The organism is Marinobacter sp. DUT-3, from assembly GCF_050379435.1.
Classification (GTDB): domain Bacteria; phylum Pseudomonadota; class Gammaproteobacteria; order Pseudomonadales; family Oleiphilaceae; genus Marinobacter.
This window is the reverse complement of sequence record NZ_JBNRMG010000001.1, coordinates 555,437-575,022: the sequence shown is the minus strand read 5'-3', so window position 1 is coordinate 575,022 and position 19,586 is coordinate 555,437. Positions and strand designations below refer to the sequence as shown.

Sequence of the window (19,586 nt, the reverse complement as noted above, 5' to 3'; positions counted from 1 at the left end):
CGGCCTTCAACAGGATACTTCCGACCCGTGATCTACGTTGCTATCTCCTGCCACATCACATACGTTATACTTTCCAAAACCAGTCGAACGACAGCAGTGGCAGGGACGCAAATGCCAAAAGCTTCAGTGATAATCCCGGCATACAATGCCGAGGACACTATCAGCGTGACGATTCAGTCAATTCTCCAGCAAAGCTTTACGGATTTTGAGCTGATCATCGTCGATGATGGCTCCACCGATGACACCACCGGGGTTGTCCATCGCTTTGACGATCCACGAATCCGTTTGTTCACCCAGGCAAACAGCGGCCGCCCCGCAGCCCCAAGAAACCGGGCTATCCGCAAATCACAGGGCGAACTGATCTTCATCTTCGATTCCGATGACGTCATGCTACCCGGCAAGATGGCCACAACAGTCGCCATGATGGAACAGGCACCGGATGCCGGCCTCGCCTTTACCGGTTTTGCCTGCATTGACGAGCAAGACAACATCGTCAATCCGGACTTTCTTGCGCCCTACCAGACCCTTCATCAAATTCCCAAAAAGCCAGTCGGGAAACAGGCATACCTGATCGAATCCCACGCCGCACTCCGGGGCCTGGCGGCATCCAATTACCTGGGTACATCCGGCGTGGCGATACGCCGGGAGGTATTTGACAGGGTGGGTTATTTCGACGAGGACGTCCGCAATTCCGATGATTTCCTGATGTGGCAGGCCGTGGCCAGCCAATACGACCTGCTGTATATACCGGAAGTGTTTCACCAATACCGCATCCGCTCGGGCAGCATATCCCTGAGAAACATTGAAGACCGCGCCCCGGGCCTGATTGCCTGCACCGAAAAAATGAAACGCTTTCATCAGGGTGATCCCGCGTCCCTCAAACTGCTGAACCAGAGAATTGGCCGGTACCATTTCGAGGCCGGCTACTCCTATTTCTCGAAGTACAAAATGAAGGAGGCCCGGCATGCCTTTATGTGCGCCCTGGGCAAGCGGATCGACAAAAAAACGCTGTTTTACCTCTCCCTGTCGATGCTTCCGGCCAGGGCCTTGAGTCAGCTCAAGCAACTCAAATCCATTACCAGTAACTGACGTGTCTACCGCCATCGCGTTACTCAAAGGCTCCGTGACGAGGGTATCGCAAACCCTCGTCAGCATCATCGTCGCGTTTGTGATGATGCCCTTCCTGATCCACGAACTGGGGGATCACTGGTACGGTATCTGGACCGTGGTCGGTAGCCTGGCAGCAGCCTATCATCTCTTCGATATGGGTATGGCCAGCGCAGTCACCCGTTACGTCAGCCAATCCTTTGGCCTGAAAGACGACCACCAGGCCAACGTCACCATCAATACGGCGCTGGTCATCTATATCGCTATCGCCTTTGTGATTGTTCTGGCCAGTATCGGGGCCAGTTTCGCAAGCAGGTTTTTTCTCGAATCAGAAACCGATAAGGACCTGGTGCAGCTACTTGTACTCATTATCGGTGTGTCCGTTGCGCTCGAATTCCCCTTCAATGCCCTGGCCGGCGTGGCCAGCGCAAAACTGCGTTTCCATCAGGTGGCCCTCACCCGGATAGCCATGACCTTGCTGGGCGCGGTACTGACCTGGTGGTTCATTTCCAATGGTTACGGCATCGTCGCACTGGCAGTTATCACCTTCTGCACAGCCAGGATCTCCAACCTGCTCTACTTGCTGATCTGCAAATCCGCGTTTCCAGGCCTGAAATTTTCAAAAGCCCTCGCATCCCGCGCAAACAGTAAAGAACTGTTCCAGTACAGCGTCTGGTCTTTCGTCATTGCGATCGCCTACCAGCTAAGGAACAACGTAGACAACTTTGTCGTGGCAGGCTTCCTGTCCGCAGCCAGTGTGACCCATTACGCCATTGGACTGAGATTGGTGGATTACGTGGCGCAGTTCCTCAGCCAGGCCACCAACATGTTTGTTCCCATATTCACCGGCTACCACGCACGTGAAGACAAACGGGAGCTGCACAGAAAACTGCTGTTCATCACCCGGCTGAACCTCGTTGCAGCATTGATTGCCGGCGGCGGGCTGGTGATCTTTGGTGACGCCTTTATCGCACGCTGGATGGGCCCCGACTACAGCGACGCCTACTGGGTTATGGTCATTCTGCTGGTAGGACGCCTGATTGGCTTTGCCAACCACCCGCTCAATTCCGCAATGTACGCAGCCAACAAACACAGCATTGTCGCCAAGATTGATGTGGTAGAAGTCATTCTGAACCTTGGCCTCAGCCTGATACTGGTCCAGTTTTACGGGCTGATTGGCGTCGCTCTTGGCACCATGATCCCGCTACTGATACTACGCCTTTTTGTTCTGCCAACGTTTGCCTGCCGTGCCATCGAATTGCCAACTAGAGACTATTATCTCTGTATGGCGCGACCGTTTATTGCCCTGCTTGTCCCGCTCTCAATCCTGTTTTACTGGATCCATGTCAGCGTGAAGCTGGATGGCTACCCGGATATCATAGGATTAGCGATGGTGATGTCGTTGGTCTGTGGAATTGCGGGTCTGAAACTGGCATTTTCAGAATCCGAGAAAGTGGAACTCCGGAAACTGGTGCCCAATCAACGACTAAAGTCATTGATATGACAGTATCAACCCCAAGGTGAGGATTATGGATAAACCGTTGGTCACAGTGATTGTACCCGCCTATAACGCATCCGACTTTATTGCGGAAACGCTGGAGAGCATCCTCAACCAGACCTATGACAACCTCCAGGTCATCGTGGTGGATGACGGATCAACCGATGATACCGCACGCATCGTTCAGTCCTACTCTCCCCGGGTAACCTATATACATCAGGCAAACAGTGGCGGATGCGCTGCCCCCCGAAACCGGGGCCTTGAGTATGCGCGGGGAGAATTCGTCACCTTCTTTGATGCGGACGACATCATGCTGCCCGACAAGCTGAGCCGGCAGGTTGATGCCCTGATACGGCACCCGAATGCAGTCATGTGCATAACCAATTACTGCAACTTCACCGGCACTAAACGATCGACCGACCACATGTCCACGTGCCCGGCCATGGTCCCTTACCTCGACAGGCACAAAAGCTCCGACTTTACACTGGGCTCTGAGGAGTGCCGAAGTATCCTGATCAGTGAAAATTTCACGATTGCTTCCGCCCCCCTATTCAAAACAGACATTATCAAGAAACTTGGCGGGTTCGACCAAACACTGAAAGCCTGCGAGGATTTTCATCTGATATACCGGACAGCCATGCAAGGCGATGTTGTTGTAAACCCGAATGTAGGCTTTGAACGGAGACTGCACGACACCAACATGAGCAACGATAACGAGCGGATGTTACGAAACCTCATTGCCAGCCGGCATGACTTGAGCCTGAAAGAAACCAATATCGTTCTACAACGCCATCTGAAACACCGGGTTCGCCGATACCGTCGGGACCTGCAAACCTGCCTCGTGCTGAAAAATCAGCTGAGTAAAGCATTGAAACTGTATGGAGAAACCTTCCCCCCCCAGTCGATCTCCGATCTCAACCACGATGTACGACAAGGCATCAAGATCGCCTTACACGGTATCGCTCCCGGGAAGTTTCCGGATCGGCAACACTAATTCTGGTGGTTAATCCGCCGGGCCAGGGGAAACTTCCGTTTAACAGGCGCCAGTTCAGTAGATTTAGAGGGTGCTCCCTCTTCCTCCATCTGAGTAATCCGAGTTCGCACTGCACCGAGTAACACAACTGACAACCCGCCAAACAGGTACCACTCGTAACTTTTCAACCCGTAACTGGCCAGGCTGAATAGCAGGTTCATCAGCAGCCAGACCTGCATGGCCTGGGTACATCGGTACAGGAAATCATCCTTCGCCAACCTACCCTTGATAAGGCGAGCTGCCTCCCGAAAGTTACGGATCATCGCTGACAGATACAAAATAAACAGAATCAGCCCGATCAAGCCGATTTCCTGCCAGATCTCTGCCCATAAAATGTGAGATACCTGGTCCCTACCAGCAACATTCCAGTTAGCTTCCCGCGAAGTGCCCAGGCCATGGCCGATAATGGGCCGATTCATGGCCACACTGAAGTCTGCTGACCAACCATCGATACGACCGGCCGCCGAGGAAGACTGACGCGCATCGTCACTGACGATTGAGAGGTAGCGATCCCTTTGAACCTCATTCAGGTTCATGAAAATGACTGCAAGACCGACGACGCCGAGAACGAGGAGGAGAAACTTGTGGGTACTCTTGAGCCAGATACCAAAGGCTATGATTGCTAGGGCAAGTACACCGGAGCGGGATAATGTGAGCCCCATGGTGTACAGAAGTATGGGTATCAGCAGAAGATAAATGAAAAGAGTCTTTTTGCTAACTGGTGCAAAAATATAATGGAGAAATGGAATTACCGTAGCAATAACGAATGCTAGTCCGTTGGGATTGATTGTATCTACTGGCGCCCCAGCCAAGCGCCCCGAAAAATCATCGCCTCCCAGATGTGTTGCTGAACCTAGATAGCCGGTAGTAATATTTAGAGCCAAAGGCTCCAATACACGCACTAGATTACAAACAACAAATACAGAAATTACAGATTTCAATCTTTTCTCATTAACTACTAGGTTAACTGTAAAGAAATAGAATATGGCACCTTTAACGAAAGCCACCATACCATTATTTATCACAGAACCTGGCCACTCGACCAACGGGAGCGTGACAATCGAATAGAAAAAAATCGCTAGAAGATACTTAGAGGAAGAATCTAGGCGCGAACCTTTGGTTGCTTTCGTACTAAAAATAAAGAAAGATATAACTGCAACCAATAACAGATCAAATCGTATCACCCCAAGAAAAGGTAAACGAGCAGGTAAACGAAGAAAAAAGCTAACCAGATACAGTAGATATAAAAGAAACGCCACGTAGGTTTCTTTCTCTACCCCCTTTTTATCTTCCTCATTAAATTTATTGCTATAGGAGATCATGCAAGCGCCCTTTCATACAATGCGTGGATCCCTTCCGCAGTTTTTCTGACATCAAAACGCTCCAAAGCAATAGGGGCGTATTCTTCAAACGTATCTCGACTGACTTCCAAACAACTAAGAATTCCCCTGGCCAGACTATCCGCATCTCCAGATTTCACCTGAATAGCAGGAGTTCCTGCTAGCACCTCCCTAAGCCCAATGCAGTCGCTACCAACAAAGGGAACCCCCGCGCACAAAGCCTCCATTGGTTGAAGTGGGCAAGCCTCCCAAAGCGATGGCATAACAATCATATTGCAACCTTTCATTGACCCAGAAACATCTGGGATAAAGGGCGCGAATGTAAAATCGTCATTCAAACCCCGCCTGATTATATCTGCCTTTTCTTCCCTTATGAATGCCCCGGAACCAAAACAAACGACATGAAACTCCGGTGAACTTTCCTCTCTTTTCAAGATCTCGATAGCTTCTACCAAGAACCGAAATCCTTTCTGTGCCATAAATCTGCCAAAAAATCCTACTACGATCTTATCGCTATCTATATTGAGCTCAGCTCTAAGATCAACTGCCTTTGGGCTATTGAAGCGATCGACCTCAATTCCGTTAAGGTTTACTTCCAGCTTATCTTTATTGATCTTGGGAAAATAATTGACAAGATTATCTTGTGCATCAGAAGAAACAGATTGAATTTTTTCACATCGAGATAGACCGAAACGAAGTAGAAGCCTCTTTACCCGACCCCAAAAACCTCGAAATTGTTGCTGATTAAGAACATCATGCGATGTAAAAATAAGCGGGCACCATGAGAATAATAGCGCTGGCACGCAGATCAGCATTGAGGTAAACCCGTGAGCATGCACCAATTCTACTTTATCTTCACGGATAACCCTGCGTATCACCTTGAAAAAATCAAGGTACCCACCTTTCTTGGAGACTCTGTATGTGTGCCAGTTGTATATTTTATTGTGAATATCATCATACAAGACCTCGGACTCCCCAATGTCGGGAACAATTATCGAAAACCGAATCTTCGAGGCCGGGATATTACTCAAAACATACTTCAAATAAGTCCTTATTCCTCCTATTGGCCAACGAACCACCAACAAAACATGAACTGGAGTCGGAACTCTCGAAATATCAACAACTTCCCTATGCATCCTTGCTACCTTACCGAAATAAAATGAATGAGAAACTATCCACACACTATCTTAATTTCGTTCTATAATGACATAAGAACCACGTTCAATCGATAGAATTATATGACATAGAAAGGACTACCCTTAAAATGCAAAGCAATTGAAATAGCGCACCTTCACTGGAGGTAAAGCAAATGAGCCCTTCTCGCACCAATAAGATCTGCACTCTTCTCGGGAGCGGCGTAGCCATTCTAATGTTCCAAGCTGCAATAGCAGCTCCGACGATAGATAATGTATCCGGATCATTGGAACATGGTTCGTCGATTGAAATTACCGGTACTGGTTTTGGAAGTGCAACACCTGAGCGAACCCAAGTTTGGGATGCTGTCGAAAATCAGCCAGACCTAATGGCGCTGCCCGATGACTCAGTGATACCAACTGACTACGGGCCATGGACCCACAACGGCAACCCTTGGAGTACGCCCGTTCGCATCGAGAAGGAATCACAAGGACGCCACTCGAACTCCAAAGCTCATCACAGAGGCGTCACAAAAAGCTACCTCGGCTGGCCGGCAAACTTTAAGGATAATGCGAACCGTTCAATCTACGTGTCTTGGTGGTTTAAACCATACGGTGACATTGATGCGCAGGGTGGCGCCAATAAGCTTATTCGCATTTGGGACGACCCAAATGGTAAACATACTAGAATTTCATGGACTCAAGAACTACTAGGCGGATATGGAGGCGATGCGTCCTGGAAAGGATGGCAGGGTACTGCGCACCAGTGGAATCGACTGGAAATATACGTAAATAGTGATGCTGGGACTATTACTACATGGACAAACGGGAAGATTGTTCATCATGTGACGGATTTTGTAAAAGCAGACTATGACGGAGGCTTAACAATAGGACTCGTTGGGTTTGATCCAAATTATAATGATAGGTATGAAGGTCTGCGGTTTGATTTTGATGACATATATGCATCTGAATCGTTGGCTCGAGTGGAAATATCCGACCAGTCTGAATGGGATAGCGCAGGAAATAGGAAGGAATTACAAATTCCGAGATTATGGAGCAATGATAAATTAGAATTGACAGTTAACCTTGGCCAATTTGATGCTTCCCAAGGCCTATACTTGTATGTTGTAAACGATAACGGAGAAGTCAACCAGCAAGGGTATCAAATTTGTTCAAAATGTCCATCCACCCCAGAAATGGGAATAGAATAGCTATCTACTTTTAATTAATCTGAAGTAGCTTTTAAGTAAACCAGTGGTTCGTGCGAGGCAGTATAAGAAGTTCAGAAAGTAACTCCCGAACCACATTTTTATGTCATATTTTGGAGCACTTGACTTAACCACCCTTTTTATAGTTAGAAGAAGTGGCATTGACATAGCAACAGAGATTAATTGAAGAGTAACTTTTAATTCCAAAAACAGTGAAGATATTAAAATAAAAACCAAGCACAGCATAAAAAAATTAACGAGCAAGAAAACCCAATCAACACCATTTTTTTTCGTCTTCAAATAATCGGATGACTGCCATACCTGCCGTTTAAAAAAGGACGATATAGTTCTTGGATAACCGAGGTGAATAACAGTAAGCCGCGAAGAAACTCCGATTTCATAACCCGCATTGATTATACGTTTAGAGATATCAGTATCTTCTCCAGCACATATATCTTCTTCAAACCCCTCTACCAAATCAAACACTTCTTTCTTCACAAAAAAGCTGCCAGTAGCTAATATACCGACATTCCTCACTTCAGCAACATATTCTTGAGGAAGAGCCCAAAAAGATTCAATCCAACTAGCATTATCTCTAACTGAAAATTGACCACCGACAGCTCCCAACTTTTTCGATTCATTTAGAAGCTCAACCCCCGATCTTATCCAACTTTTTCCTGCAACACAATCTGCATCAATGTACGCATATATCGAGCCTATTGCATTTTTTGCTCCAAAGTTACGAACCCCTCCAATTGACAGATTGCTGGCATCTAATATAGATACATTATACTTGCGCGCAATCTCAACAGTTCTATCCATTGATCCATTATCAATCAAAATAATCTCGTACAGATCTTTAGGGTAGTCTTGCTGAAGCAACGAATTCAGGCAATCAGGAATATCCCTCTGCTCATTCTTAGCGGGAATCAGAACAGAAACAAATGGCAAGTTTTCCGTCATTCAGCCAGCTCCCGCTTTACAACTCGAATCTTCCCAGAAGGCTCACGATCAATACTTTTGACAAACTGAAAATCAACACGTGCAGCTCGATCAAACCCATTAACTATTCTTGACCTTATAAAATTAACAGATTCATCCCATATTGATTCATCTGCTACCAGATACACCATGATAGAACCGTCTACCCGCTGAACGAACTGAACTCCTTCTATATTCAAACCAATCTTCCGGGCATCTTCGACAATATACAGAAAAAATTCACCATGGAACTTTTTACCGCTACTGGAAACTAGATAGTCATACTGTCTTCCATGAATCTTCTCCAACACCCTTAATCCACGACCACAGCTGCACTCTTTGCTCGAGATTGTTCCCCAATCTTTAATTCTGTATCGGATCAGTGGCATAGAAAAATTCGTCAAATCTGTTACTACAATTTCACCTGGAAAACCTGGGCTGCAGGCATTTCCACGATCATCTAATACCTCAACAATTACATTTTCAGAATTTATATGCAGACTTCCACCTTCACATTCATGAGCAATAGTTCCTACTTCTCCGCATCCATACTCATCAAAAACACGTGAATCAAACGCTTTCTCGATTACTCTCCTATCGCTTGGAGAAAGGACTTCAGAAGTGGTAATTATAGACCTAATATCTGACTTAACACTTAAATTGTTAACAATAAGAAAATCAGAAAACTCTTTTATTATTGAGGTATAACCATATACATAATCGGGCTTAAACTTATTTATAGACTTAAGAATGCGATAGAACTCTCTATCATTGTATCCAAATGCAGTAACTCGATGTCTGTTGCACACAAAGTCAATGACCTTAGATCTTAACTTCTCATGCAAATTTCTCGGCACCCCCCAAAACCTTAACTGACGATGACCTACTCCAATTCCAGCCCACCCATAACCTCTCCAAGTTGCGGCAAGCTCATGCGCCATCCCTTCGCTATCCTTCAAAAGAGTAACCGGGGCACCTGTTGAACCTCCAGAAGTTTTGGATCTCTGCCCCTTTCTACCAGGCACTAGGAACTCATCCTTTCTATTTCTGACATCACCTTTTTCAACCATTGGTATCTTGGCAAGATCATCAATAGACTTTATCGGGGTTGAGGGAAGATAGTCATAAAATGGAACATTCTCCTTTGCGAAGGATATTAGCTTGTTCAGCCTACTAATTTGAATTCTTTCGATAGTAGTTAAATCACCATACTGCGATTCTTCAAGTTCTTTAACAATGACACTTATATTTTCTCCACGGATCATCAAAACAAGATTATAAACACAACGAAAAAAAAGTTGATTAATATCCATCAGCAATCACCAACATCTAGAAAGCCATTCCAAGATAGCTAAATCCGTATATACTCTTTTCGAATGCCGGGTAATTACCCGATGCAGGATATCGCTTTATAACCCACCTGTCATCCAAAGGCCTGACTCCCTGGAAGGCTGCAACTGCGTATTTGTATCCTGCTTCTTCAACTAGGAATTTCACTCTATCATCAAAATCCAAAGACTGCCCATTAGGATAGCAAAAGAACATAGGATCCTTTCCAATATTTCCTAATATCGAGTTTCTAGATTGAGTTAGCTCGAACTGAATCTGTTGTTCATTCAGTCGAGTTAGTATGGGATGACTCACTGAATGGCTACCAACTTCAAGCCCGGTTCGCTCCATCTCACGAAGCTGATCCCAAGTTATTGCCTTATATTCATCAGGCGGATCCTCAGGATAATCTACACCAAGTGATACAAAAAACTTTTCAATTAAGTCTAATTTTTCTTGATTACCAATAGATAGACAGTAATCCGAAATCTCATTCCATACATCGAACTTTCTCTCTTCGCTATCCAGAGACAGATTAAATTCACCGAATCTTACGTTCTTAATAGTTGTTTTGTTTATTGCATATCGAATCTTATCTGGCCAAAGCCACAAGTCACCATTTACAAACCCTGTAGTTATAAAAAGTGTAACAGGCACTCCGGCTTCTTGGAGTATTGGGTAGGCAATATCTGCAAAGTCCCTATAGCCATCATCGAATGTCACCACAACTGCGTGTTCCGGTATATCTCCAGCTTCATGCGCTCGCATCAAGTCTTTGAGCGTCATCGGAGTAAAATATTTTTTGATTACCTCGACTTGCCGGCGAAACTGATTTATTGGAATTCCGCCACCATTTTCATCCTTTGAAATACGATGATACATCAGTATCTTTGGATGGTTACGAGACAGGTAACGCGCTAGCTGGAGGCCACCGAAGGGACGAGATACTCGGTAGATTAGTTGATTTAATCTCATATATTCATCACACCCTGCCCAACATTAATTTCGCAAGCGACCTCCATGCAGGCCAGTATAAGCTATCCGCTTTAAGTCCGTTCAGTACATCACGAAGAGGCTCCTTAAACGTTCTCTCTGCAGAAGCTATCGCCATTCCACGGCTCACATACATATCTGCCCATGCTCTTGCAACCATTCGTTTAGGCAGAACCTCTGGGTAGCAGTCAATGAACTTATTCAAGATCAAGAACGCATTGTCATATCGTCCCCGATAATTCTTCGACATTTGTCCCGACCAAATTCGGTATATGTAGGTCTTTTCCGGAGCATATTGAAATTTCCAATCCACTGAATATCTCAGCCACAGGTCCCAATCGATACCCATGGGTAGGTTCTCGTCGAAATACCCATTCTTTTCCAGGCAGGCTCGACGAATCACCGCGGTTCCAAACGGAATGAAGTTTTTGATGATCAGATGGTTAGTCACTTTTCCGCTGTGACGATCATAGGGTTGCGGCTTGTCTACAGTCTCGCCGTGTTCGTCAATATAAGAGACTTCGCTATAAACAACGCCCACGGTAGAGTCCGTAAAATGTGGCAGCTGTATCGTCAGTTTGTTAGGGTGCCAAATATCGTCGGCATCACAAAAGGCGATAAAATCTCCCCTGGCCTCCTTCAATCCACGATTCTTGGCCCTTGGTTGACCCTGGTTTTCGGTCTGGAAGTAACGTACGCGGTTATCTCTATTAAACACGGCCATACGGCTCTGGGTGTCGTCTTTGGAACCATCGTCAATAACGATTACCTCTAGATTGTCCCAGTTCTGACCCAATACGGAGTTCACCGCCTCTGGCAGGTATTGGCCCATGTTGTAGGTCGCTATCACTACGCTGACCAGAGGTTGGCTATCCATCGCTACACCATGCATATCGAAAACCGATACTTGCCGGAGCTTTCCTGGGGAATAGCCGCAACATCCTTGATGGTTAACGCTACCCGTTCATCGAACACTTCTCTCATTGCGTTTATCAGTCCCTCGTCCGTTTCATTGTCAAATTCCCTGCCCTTCACACGGTTGATGATCACATGATCGAGGACGTCCTGAACCAGCTGCATTTGTTCCACTCCGGGAACTTTGGTCAGGGTTCTCTCCACCAATGAGATCCCAGCCACCTGCCCGCCATCCGGCAGCTTCAGGAAGTCCGCCACACGTCCTTCCAGGCGCTCCAGTATCGGAAAGCCACGGCCGCAGCCGCATGGCTCTTCGGAATACACGCCCACGTCTTCAACGCGGTAGCGAATCAGAGGCATACCGCGGTTATTCAGGTCTGTCACTACAATCTTGCCCGGCTCTCCGGGAGCAACGGGCTGGTTATTGGCATCCAGGAATTCCACATAAACGTGGGGCATGTTCAGGTGCATTCCCTGGTGTTGTTCGCACTGGCACGCAATCAGCCCCACTTCCTCACATCCGTACCGATTGGTTACCGGGCATGAGAACGCCTGCTCGATAACCGACCTATCACTTTGCAGCAGCATCATGGATGTTGCGACGATGCCTTTGGGTTGCAGGTCACGTATATCCTGCTCTAAAAGGTATTTCGCAAAGATGAAGATCGAGTGGGCATGCCCAAAGACCAGGCCGGGCTTTTCTTTTCGCCACCGCTCGACGAACTCCGCCATTGACTGGTCATTGAGGTTCATCGTGTCGAGGTAGATGGTTCGGTCCAGCAGGTGATGGCGGAGTTTCTGCTTTATGGTGCGCGGCACCGGTGGATTCCCCCATACCGATGCTTTTTTCATGCCCATATCCCAGCCAGCCCAACGGTCCGCCATCAGTTGGGCGGCGTTACGGCGTTCCTGGCAAGGCTCATCAAAATACAGATTCAGGGCGACGCCAGTGGATCCACCAGTTTTCGCCGACACCAGGATATCCCTGGAAAACTCATCGCTGATGAAGTCGTCCAGATTATTGCGGATGTCTTGTTTGGTGGTAACGGGAAACTTGCGAAAGTGCTCTTCGGAGGTGATGTCTCCCGAGCGAATACCTCGATCCTCAAAGATCTTGCGGTAATATGGGCTGTGGGTGGCGGCATATCTCAAAGTATCCTGCAACCGCTCCCACTGCATGCCTTTGAGCTTCTCCTCGGGCCACCACTGCAGGCCTTCCAGTGCTTTCCACTCCTGCAAGCGCTCGCTGCGATCCTTCAGATCCCAGAGAGGATAAAACAGGTGTTTTGACAGAAACTCCATCATGCCTCAGCCATCCCTGATTCAATTGTCCGATAAAGCTTAATGTGCTGTGCTAGCATCGCATCCAGCGAGTAGCGGTCCGCAAGCCGAGCAAGGCTGGCCCGCCCCATGGCGATACGTCTTTCAGGGTGTTCAACGAGGTCACAGATACGTCGAACCAATGCGGATACATCGCCGACAGGTATCAGGTAGCCGTTCACACCATCCTGGACAATCTCCGGGTTACCACCGGTATCCGTACAAATGACCGGTTTCCCACAACGCATATATTCGATAATGGCATTGGAAAACCCCTCGGTCTCCGAGCACAGAACCGCAATGTCGAACTCTTGGATGAATCGCTCCGGATCAGATTGGCTACCCAAAAAGTGGACACGGTTTTCTATCCCCAAATCGATGGCCTGTTCCCGGTATAGGGCCTGTTCTCCAGCACCAATCACCCTCAGTTCAATATGGTGGCCAGCCTGGATTACCTGCCCAACGGCGGCAACCAAGTCTTCTATTCGTTTGATTGGCCGCAGATTGGCGACGATGCCAATCACCAACGGTGGTTGCGAAAGCTCCGGCTCTAAAATGGATTGCCCCTCACAATCCTTTGTGGGCCCAATGTCTGGATAACCATTGTATATAACGTGGAGTTTATGGTCGGGCACACTCTCCAGACGGCCAGTTATCTCTGCAACGGCCTTGCTGTTACACACAACAGCATTGACAAACCTGCCGGTCAGGCGCAGTACTCTCAAATAGAGGCCGGTATACCAGAACCCCATATCTCTCCTGGAAATCAGCGTCTTGACGCCCGCCAGGCGCATCATCGGCGGACTGATAACCGAGGCGTCGTTGAAAAATACATGCACCACTGCAAAGCCGGAGGCACGCAGTTTTCGCCCGTATCGATACACGCGCAGCCAGCTGGCTGGGTTGGACAGGCTTCCAATGCCCAGTTCCTCCACCGAAACCGGAAAATCTCCGCTACGGCTGTAATGAGTGCCCCGGAATACGGCAAAACGAACCTCCCATCCACGAGCCAGAAGACCTTCTACCAATTTCAGAACTTGACTTTCGGTACCGGCGTAAGGATTGTTGTACCGGTCCATCACTATACACAGTTTCATATCACAAGCTGCTCGTAGATCTGTCGGTATCTCATCTGCATGGCCACTGATGAATAGACCTCATGCGCCCGTGCTTTTGCCCACTGAGTCATATGCAGATGCTGTTCCTGATCAGCTAGGTAATCAGTCAACTCTTTAGCTAATACTTCCACCTCACCCGATGGCAAGATTCGACCGCCCTTTCCCTCCCCTAGTACCGTTGGGATCTCACCAACAGGAGTTGCCAAAACCGGCAGCCCTACAGCCATAGCTTCCAATAGCGTTATTGGTAAGCCTTCTGTCAGGGAAGGCATGCACAAAACCGTGGAAGCAGCCATTAAGGGAATTACCGACTCTAGGTAACCCGGCATTAATATGTGATCCCCAATTCCGAGCTCGGCAATTTTCTCCTCAAGCTCCCCTCTCAACTCACCCTCGCCAATAATCAGCAATCCAGCGTCTGGATAGCGTTGTCGTACATCCGAAAAAGCCTCAATCAGGTTACGAAAGCCTTTCTCGGGTGATAATCGTCCAACACCAAGTACAATCCGACCATGATTCTGAACGAAAGACTCAACGCTTTGAGGTATCGGGCAATTTAACTCCTGTTTCACCGATTCATAATCAAGACCATTTGAAACAACTTGGGTCTTGATGGACCTCGATATACACGCTGGTATCTGGTCACGCATCGAATACGACACCAAGACCACAGCTTCAATGATTCGAAGAGAGATCCGATCCAAACATTGATACAACCACGACTTGGAAAGCAATGGTGCTTTTATGTAGCCATGTATCGTTGCCACGAACGGTATCCCACGAATGCGAACTGGAACCATTCCAATCAGAACATTGAACTTGTACCCATGAGAATGAATCAGGTCGAACCCTTGATTCCTGGCCCAAGTTAGTATCGCCATAGCCCCTGCTACATTAAATCCAGGTTTCATCCGCCAAGCCTTGACAGAAAGACCCTGCCTGATCGCAAACTCTTCAATCTGTTTTGGTCCCTCGTTCTTTTTACCAACACTTACAATGACTACCTCCAGCCCTTCTTTTTGCTGCTCCTTAGCCAACGAAACCAACAGCCGTTCAGCGCCATAGAGACCGCCGCTATCTATCACGTGTAAAACCTTAATGGCTGTACGCTTGCTCACAATATCCCGACCTTGCTCTTCTCCGGAATAGTTGATGTCGTCCTACCTAACACGATATTTTGAAGCGAGTTTGTCAGCTTTTTGCTCAACCAAGTTGAGGGAATCGCCAGAATGGAACTGATCAGGAAGACCAATACGAGCTTGATAACACCCAACAGTGGATCCGTTTTCACATCCGTCAGATGGAACTGCTGCTCCAGCCAGAACACTGAAAAACTATGAACAATGAAAACCGAGTAGGCATGTTTGCTGTAGAAAAGGATAAATGCGTCCAACCAATGCAAGCTGTTACATAGATAGTTGATAAACCGTTTCGCCAAAATAACAAGGAATATTGCACAGTAACTTGCTGATAGGTAATAACTGTCAGGCGAATAGCTATGATTAGCCATATTCACGTCCACATTCAAGACAACAATATTGAATAGCACTACAGATAGTGAAAGGATCAACAAGGTAATTATTCGACCAGCTTGTAATTGCTCCATTTTCCGATAATAGAGGGCTCCGAATGCAAAAAAACCAAGGTTAACCATTCCTTGATATAAATTGTGCCCCATGATGTAAAAATAATCATTTATATCAAAAATTTGTTGAGATATAGACAGTACTGCCGATGCCAAAATACACAGTACCAGAGGAACAACCGAGTATTTCGACATCAAAAAAATGGGAAAGGACAAAAACACGATGATAACCATGGCGTGGATAAACCATATTTGTCCCATGGGAAATGGAGTGTCTTCACTATTCGGGATAATGGTAATCCAACGCAAGATCGCGCCAATATCAAACCCAGGTACCGTAGTAGTCAAAACCCAGTAAACAATCAGTGAGAAAAATGCGATTACATAGAAGGGCCCGACCATAGAAAGTGAGCGTCGGAACAGGTATCGCCGCCCACTGTTCGACCGAAGGCAGCTATAATAGGACACAGCTCCGCTTACAAAAAACAAAACCGGCAAGAGGTTGTGGAAGAACTGGGAATATGGCGGATAGAACCAGGATAGCCCCAAATGGACCAGAACCACACGGATAATTGACAGACCTCTCAACCGGTCAATGAAAGCCCGCTCGTCGGGAGGGATCGTTAACTGACTAGTGTCAGCGATGACTGGAGATTTCACCGTTAGTTATCCCTTCCTCGGATTCCAGACCACCTTCTTCTCCCCTTTTATGAAAGCGAGCGTAGCCTTGAAGGACGCGACGTTCAGGAGCAGGAAGTAGTAAGGAGCGGAATACAGAAATGACAGATTTTGCCCCGGAACCTCGTTTCTACGGCCGACCCAACCCAATCCGTACAAGGCGATCAGACCAAACAGGCAGACGGAATAGAATCCGCCCCTGGGGGCGAGCGCCAGGGTTGTGATCGTGAACATCGCCAGGGGAATAAAAGCCAGGTAGCGCAGCAGTTTGTGGGACACCATCTGCAGCGCAAACAGCCCAAATCGGAACGGATTCATCAGGTGCGCCATGTCCTTCAGGGCCCACAGGGCACGCAGCCCGACACGAACCCGCATGCTGAATTCACTGTCGCTATCGTCGTTGGTGTTTTCCTTCAGCAACGCGCGCGGCTCATACACCACACGATACCCCTGTTCCACGACTTTCAGGGGCTGAACAAAGTCCGGCAACTGGTCCGCTTGCAAAGTTTGGTGCAAGGATTTACGCATGGCGTCGATGCCGCCATCCACACCGACTATGGACCCCAGCTGGGTCTCATACTCACGAAGCCGGTTCTCATACTTCATATAGGCGCTGCAACCATCACCAACGAGGGAGCCATCCTGATTGGCATAGACCATTTTCCCGGTGACATAACCCACGTCCGGGTCGGCAAAGTTGCTGACCAGGTAGTTGATGGCGTTGACATCCCAGTGGGAGTTGGCATCGGCAAAGAGGAGGATGTCTCCCGTTGCCCGGGGAATCAGCAGGTTCAGGCCGGACGTCTTGCCCTGGCGCGGCTCCTGGCGCACCAGGTGTACCGGGCACCGGGCTTCACTGGCGATTGTGGTAACGATGTCGTCGGTACCGTCGTCGGAACCGTCGGACACCACCAGGATTTCCAGCAATTCAGATGGGTAGTGCTGCGCCAGCTTATTCTCAAGCGTTGCGCGGATGTCAGCCGCTTCGTTAAAAGCTGCGATCACAATCGAGACCGACGGCCGATAACCGTCCTCCCGATTCACTGGTATCGGGCGAAAGGCTGCCAGCATCCTCGCCAGTAACGGATAGCCGGCGTAGATATACATCAGCAGTAGCAGTGACAGCCAGAACAGCAGTTTCAGCATTGTCATTCATCCATGAGGTGTTACAGGGTTCTTAGTACCTGGCTGTTGGTGACATCCCGGCCACCAGCCACAAACGCGGGTTCCAGAACCCCGCTTGCCTTGAGCACGTCAGACATGGTGGTAAAACTGAAACGCTTCAGTAACCGTTCCAGCCGCGCCTCACACACGTCCAGGTTATTGTAGTGGCGGAACCGGGACAGCCATTTCACCTTCATCCTGGGCTGGCCCGGGTCCACTTCCCAGGGATGCAGGTAAAAAACGAAAGGCTGGCCCTGGCGGTTGATAGACCCAAGACCCCATTGGCTGAACCAGTAAGGAAACAGGCGGAAGTATCCGCCGCCGGCAATCGGTAGCGTGTATCCGGGGAGTTTCAGCGTACTGAGCGGAAATTCCGCCAGTTCACGCCCCAGATCGGTTTTGACGCGGTGGGGCCAGCGTGGGGTTCCGGGCATGCCATATCGATCATGATGAACGGGAAAGATGGAAGAATCCCAGGTGAAACCTTCCTCCCAGAGGATATCCAGCGCCCAGCGCGACTGCGCCGTAATCGAGTAACTGGCGGCGCGATACCCGCTTATCCGCTCGCCGGTAATGTCCTCAAGAATCTGTTTGGACCGCCGGGTTTCTTCCCGGAACACCTCCGGCGTTTGCGTATATATGAGCTGATGGCTGTAGCCGTGGCTCGCCACTTCGTGGCCTGCATCCCGGATACGCTGAACCAGACCGGGCGATCGCTCCGCGACCCAGCCCAGCACAAAGAACGTTGCCCGGGTATTGGTCTGCTCGAACAGAGCCAGCAAACGGTCGGTGTTGGCTTCAACGCGGTACTCCATGGACGACCAGTCATCGCGGCTGACAGCCTCGGCCAGCGCAGCGACCTGGAAGTAATCTTCCACGTCCACGGTAAGTGCGTTTTGTATGTTTCCATTCATGGCTTTATTCCCTGCCTAACGAATGCGTGGGTCTCCGCCCTAAAGAAACTGATAGTTAAGCCCGACTAAAATCCAGTTTTCGTCGAACTCGCGGGTTGTGATGTCACTGTCACGCCGCTCGTGACCTACTCGGCTGATCACGCTCAGCTTACGGTTGAGCTGAAAATCGATACCGGCATTGGCCCGAAAAAGTACATCCTCTGTGTCATCGTCCTCGTAGGTCAGGAAGTCGTAACCCACCCCGAGCGTTGCTGTCAGCTGACCGGTGATGGGGCGTCGGTAATCCGCACTGACCCCCGAGCGTTCCTCTTCTGTCTCAAAATCAAGGTACTCGGAACGGTTGGCGTACGCCGCGGCGGACAGGCTGGAACCACCGCTGAACTCCTTTCCCAGCCCCAACCGTATGGCCGACACTTCCACCGCGCTGGTCTGCTCCAGGTTGAACACAAAATCTCCGAACCGAATATCAAAGTCCGAGGTCTGGTCCGTTAATTCCCGGCTCGCCTCCAGTGTTAATTCGGTGGTCGGGTTTATATCCCGGGTCAGGATCAGGTCACCGACAATGGCGTCACTTTCCCGGTCACTGTTATTGAGCGAGGATTCAATCTGGCTGTAACCCACTGAGCCCCGCATGCTGGTTGCCGCCCAGGTCTTGCTGAAGGTGGCGTTCAGGGTTTCGCGGTCGATCTCCTCCTCCGTATCCAGCTCTGCCTGGTTCACGCTGGCACTGAACCCGCCGGTGAACGTTGAGCTGAAGAAATGGTCCCAGCCGATGCTTCCGATGTAGCGCTCGCTATCGGTCTCTTCCGGCTCGCTGTATTCCGTATTTTCATACTGCGCAGACAGGAACAGTTGGTCCACGGGCCCGAGGTTAAATGTCACTAACGGGCCGGTACGAAACACATTCTTGCGGGTCCGGTTGGTCGGGGTGTTACTGACCCGGCTGTCCTGCACTACGTCCCTCAACTGATCTGTCACTTGCCAGACTACGTTGTTACCCAGTTGGCAATCGCCCATGAAGTCGAGGTTGGTGTAGGTTTCCGGATCAAAGGTATCATCCAGCCAGTAACCGTAACCGAACCTGGCGCCAAGATCGGAATTACACTGCCCTGGATCGGAGGTGTGCTGAATCCCAACGCTGACCCGCGTTTCCAGATCGGATTCTTCATCAAAAGCCGTTTGTCGCGCGTTGTCCGAGTAGCGCGATTCCAAACCACCCGATATCGTCGCGGGGGCCGCCATAACAAGCCCTGGCATGACCGTGAGTATC

Annotated in this window: 17 protein-coding genes; 4 read left to right on the top strand and 13 right to left on the bottom strand. The window is 48.8% G+C overall.

Going from position 1 to position 19,586, the window contains the following annotated elements; all coding sequences use genetic code 11:
• Nucleotides 1-111 precede the first annotated feature (111 nt).
• Genes ACQUWM_RS02615 through ACQUWM_RS02605 form a run of 3 tightly spaced genes read left to right on the top strand, consistent with a single transcriptional unit; the run spans nt 112 to nt 3,599 of the window.
• On the top strand, nt 112-1,089 hold the full coding sequence (locus ACQUWM_RS02615) for a glycosyltransferase family 2 protein (protein ID WP_428921083.1): 978 nt from the start codon (nt 112-114) through the stop codon (nt 1,087-1,089).
• A 1-nt stretch (nt 1,090) separates the two neighbouring features.
• A complete protein-coding gene (locus ACQUWM_RS02610; RefSeq protein ID WP_428921082.1) occupies nt 1,091-2,611 on the top strand; it encodes a lipopolysaccharide biosynthesis protein in 1,521 nt (506 codons plus the stop codon).
• Nucleotides 2,612-2,636: 25 nt separating this feature from the next.
• The gene (locus ACQUWM_RS02605; protein WP_428921081.1) at nt 2,637-3,599 is read left to right on the top strand and encodes a glycosyltransferase family 2 protein; all 963 of its coding nucleotides are present in this window, start codon (nt 2,637-2,639) and stop codon (nt 3,597-3,599) included.
• Here ACQUWM_RS02605 and ACQUWM_RS02600 read toward each other — a convergent pair.
• Nucleotides 3,596-4,960, bottom strand: coding sequence for an O-antigen ligase family protein (locus tag ACQUWM_RS02600; RefSeq protein WP_428921080.1), 1,365 nt, complete (start codon nt 4,958-4,960; stop codon nt 3,596-3,598). The genes ACQUWM_RS02605 and ACQUWM_RS02600 overlap by 4 nt on opposite strands.
• On the bottom strand, nt 4,957-6,114 hold the full coding sequence (locus tag ACQUWM_RS02595; protein ID WP_428921079.1) for a glycosyltransferase family 4 protein: 1,158 nt from the start codon (nt 6,112-6,114) through the stop codon (nt 4,957-4,959). The genes ACQUWM_RS02600 and ACQUWM_RS02595 overlap by 4 nt, the downstream gene beginning before the upstream one ends.
• A gap of 173 nt (nt 6,115-6,287) precedes the next feature.
• On the opposite strand from ACQUWM_RS02595, the gene ACQUWM_RS02590 reads away from it, so the two are divergent.
• Nucleotides 6,288-7,322 carry a hypothetical protein gene (locus ACQUWM_RS02590; RefSeq protein ID WP_428921078.1) on the top strand — a complete coding sequence of 345 codons (1,035 nt, stop codon included), beginning with the start codon at nt 6,288-6,290 and terminating at the stop codon, nt 7,320-7,322.
• On the opposite strand, the gene ACQUWM_RS02585 is transcribed toward ACQUWM_RS02590, so the two are convergent.
• The 11 genes from ACQUWM_RS02585 to ACQUWM_RS02535 all read right to left on the bottom strand — a co-directional run bounded on the left by ACQUWM_RS02585 (nt 7,323) and on the right by ACQUWM_RS02535 (nt 19,573).
• Nucleotides 7,323-8,282 carry a glycosyltransferase gene (locus tag ACQUWM_RS02585; protein ID WP_428921077.1) on the bottom strand — a complete coding sequence of 320 codons (960 nt, stop codon included), beginning with the start codon at nt 8,280-8,282 and terminating at the stop codon, nt 7,323-7,325.
• A complete protein-coding gene (locus ACQUWM_RS02580) occupies nt 8,279-9,613 on the bottom strand; it encodes a phenylacetate--CoA ligase family protein (RefSeq protein ID WP_428921076.1) in 1,335 nt (444 codons plus the stop codon). Before ACQUWM_RS02580 ends, ACQUWM_RS02585 begins: the two co-directional genes overlap by 4 nt.
• A gap of 16 nt (nt 9,614-9,629) precedes the next feature.
• Nucleotides 9,630-10,511: a polysaccharide deacetylase family protein gene (locus tag ACQUWM_RS02575; protein WP_428921075.1), complete on the bottom strand. Its 882-nt coding sequence runs from the start codon at nt 10,509-10,511 to the stop codon at nt 9,630-9,632.
• 100 nt (nt 10,512-10,611) lie between these two features.
• A complete protein-coding gene (locus ACQUWM_RS02570; RefSeq protein ID WP_428921074.1) occupies nt 10,612-11,514 on the bottom strand; it encodes a glycosyltransferase family 2 protein in 903 nt (300 codons plus the stop codon).
• Nucleotides 11,502-12,842: a phenylacetate--CoA ligase family protein gene (locus tag ACQUWM_RS02565; protein ID WP_428921073.1), complete on the bottom strand. Its 1,341-nt coding sequence runs from the start codon at nt 12,840-12,842 to the stop codon at nt 11,502-11,504. The genes ACQUWM_RS02570 and ACQUWM_RS02565 overlap by 13 nt, the downstream gene beginning before the upstream one ends.
• The gene (locus ACQUWM_RS02560; protein ID WP_428921072.1) at nt 12,839-13,954 is read right to left on the bottom strand and encodes a glycosyltransferase; all 1,116 of its coding nucleotides are present in this window, start codon (nt 13,952-13,954) and stop codon (nt 12,839-12,841) included. The genes ACQUWM_RS02565 and ACQUWM_RS02560 overlap by 4 nt, the downstream gene beginning before the upstream one ends.
• Complete coding sequence (locus ACQUWM_RS02555) at nt 13,951-15,093, bottom strand: glycosyltransferase (RefSeq protein ID WP_428921071.1); 1,143 nt, start codon at nt 15,091-15,093, stop codon at nt 13,951-13,953. The genes ACQUWM_RS02560 and ACQUWM_RS02555 overlap by 4 nt, the downstream gene beginning before the upstream one ends.
• The gene (locus ACQUWM_RS02550) at nt 15,090-16,220 is read right to left on the bottom strand and encodes an acyltransferase family protein (protein WP_428921070.1); all 1,131 of its coding nucleotides are present in this window, start codon (nt 16,218-16,220) and stop codon (nt 15,090-15,092) included. Before ACQUWM_RS02550 ends, ACQUWM_RS02555 begins: the two co-directional genes overlap by 4 nt.
• Before the next feature lie 6 nt (nt 16,221-16,226).
• Complete coding sequence (locus ACQUWM_RS02545) at nt 16,227-17,384, bottom strand: glycosyltransferase family 2 protein (protein WP_428921069.1); 1,158 nt, start codon at nt 17,382-17,384, stop codon at nt 16,227-16,229.
• A 20-nt stretch (nt 17,385-17,404) separates the two neighbouring features.
• Complete coding sequence (locus ACQUWM_RS02540) at nt 17,405-18,316, bottom strand: XrtA system polysaccharide deacetylase (RefSeq protein ID WP_428921068.1); 912 nt, start codon at nt 18,314-18,316, stop codon at nt 17,405-17,407.
• 39 nt (nt 18,317-18,355) lie between these two features.
• Nucleotides 18,356-19,573: an outer membrane beta-barrel protein gene (locus ACQUWM_RS02535; protein ID WP_428921067.1), complete on the bottom strand. Its 1,218-nt coding sequence runs from the start codon at nt 19,571-19,573 to the stop codon at nt 18,356-18,358.
• Between the last annotated feature and the right edge of the window lie 13 nt (nt 19,574-19,586).

What these genes read in the sequence shown, in the direction of transcription:
- ACQUWM_RS02565 (WP_428921073.1), bottom strand. Translation starts at nt 12,842, where the DNA reads ATGATGGAGTTTCTGTCAAAACACCTGTTTTATCCTCTCTGGGATCTG.
- ACQUWM_RS02575 (WP_428921075.1), bottom strand. Translation starts at nt 10,511, where the DNA reads ATGTATCATCGTATTTCAAAGGATGAAAATGGTGGCGGAATTCCAATA.
- ACQUWM_RS02570 (WP_428921074.1), bottom strand. Translation starts at nt 11,514, where the DNA reads ATGCATGGTGTAGCGATGGATAGCCAACCTCTGGTCAGCGTAGTGATA.
- ACQUWM_RS02540 (WP_428921068.1), bottom strand. Translation starts at nt 18,316, where the DNA reads ATGAATGGAAACATACAAAACGCACTTACCGTGGACGTGGAAGATTAC.
- ACQUWM_RS02615 (WP_428921083.1), top strand. Translation starts at nt 112, where the DNA reads ATGCCAAAAGCTTCAGTGATAATCCCGGCATACAATGCCGAGGACACT.
- ACQUWM_RS02545 (WP_428921069.1), bottom strand. Translation starts at nt 17,384, where the DNA reads ATGCTGAAACTGCTGTTCTGGCTGTCACTGCTACTGCTGATGTATATC.
- ACQUWM_RS02605 (WP_428921081.1), top strand. Translation starts at nt 2,637, where the DNA reads ATGGATAAACCGTTGGTCACAGTGATTGTACCCGCCTATAACGCATCC.
- ACQUWM_RS02585 (WP_428921077.1), bottom strand. Translation starts at nt 8,282, where the DNA reads ATGACGGAAAACTTGCCATTTGTTTCTGTTCTGATTCCCGCTAAGAAT.
- ACQUWM_RS02535 (WP_428921067.1), bottom strand. Translation starts at nt 19,573, where the DNA reads ATGCCAGGGCTTGTTATGGCGGCCCCCGCGACGATATCGGGTGGTTTG.
- ACQUWM_RS02580 (WP_428921076.1), bottom strand. Translation starts at nt 9,613, where the DNA reads ATGGATATTAATCAACTTTTTTTTCGTTGTGTTTATAATCTTGTTTTG.
- ACQUWM_RS02560 (WP_428921072.1), bottom strand. Translation starts at nt 13,954, where the DNA reads ATGAAACTGTGTATAGTGATGGACCGGTACAACAATCCTTACGCCGGT.
- ACQUWM_RS02590 (WP_428921078.1), top strand. Translation starts at nt 6,288, where the DNA reads ATGAGCCCTTCTCGCACCAATAAGATCTGCACTCTTCTCGGGAGCGGC.
- ACQUWM_RS02600 (WP_428921080.1), bottom strand. Translation starts at nt 4,960, where the DNA reads ATGATCTCCTATAGCAATAAATTTAATGAGGAAGATAAAAAGGGGGTA.
- ACQUWM_RS02595 (WP_428921079.1), bottom strand. Translation starts at nt 6,114, where the DNA reads ATGCATAGGGAAGTTGTTGATATTTCGAGAGTTCCGACTCCAGTTCAT.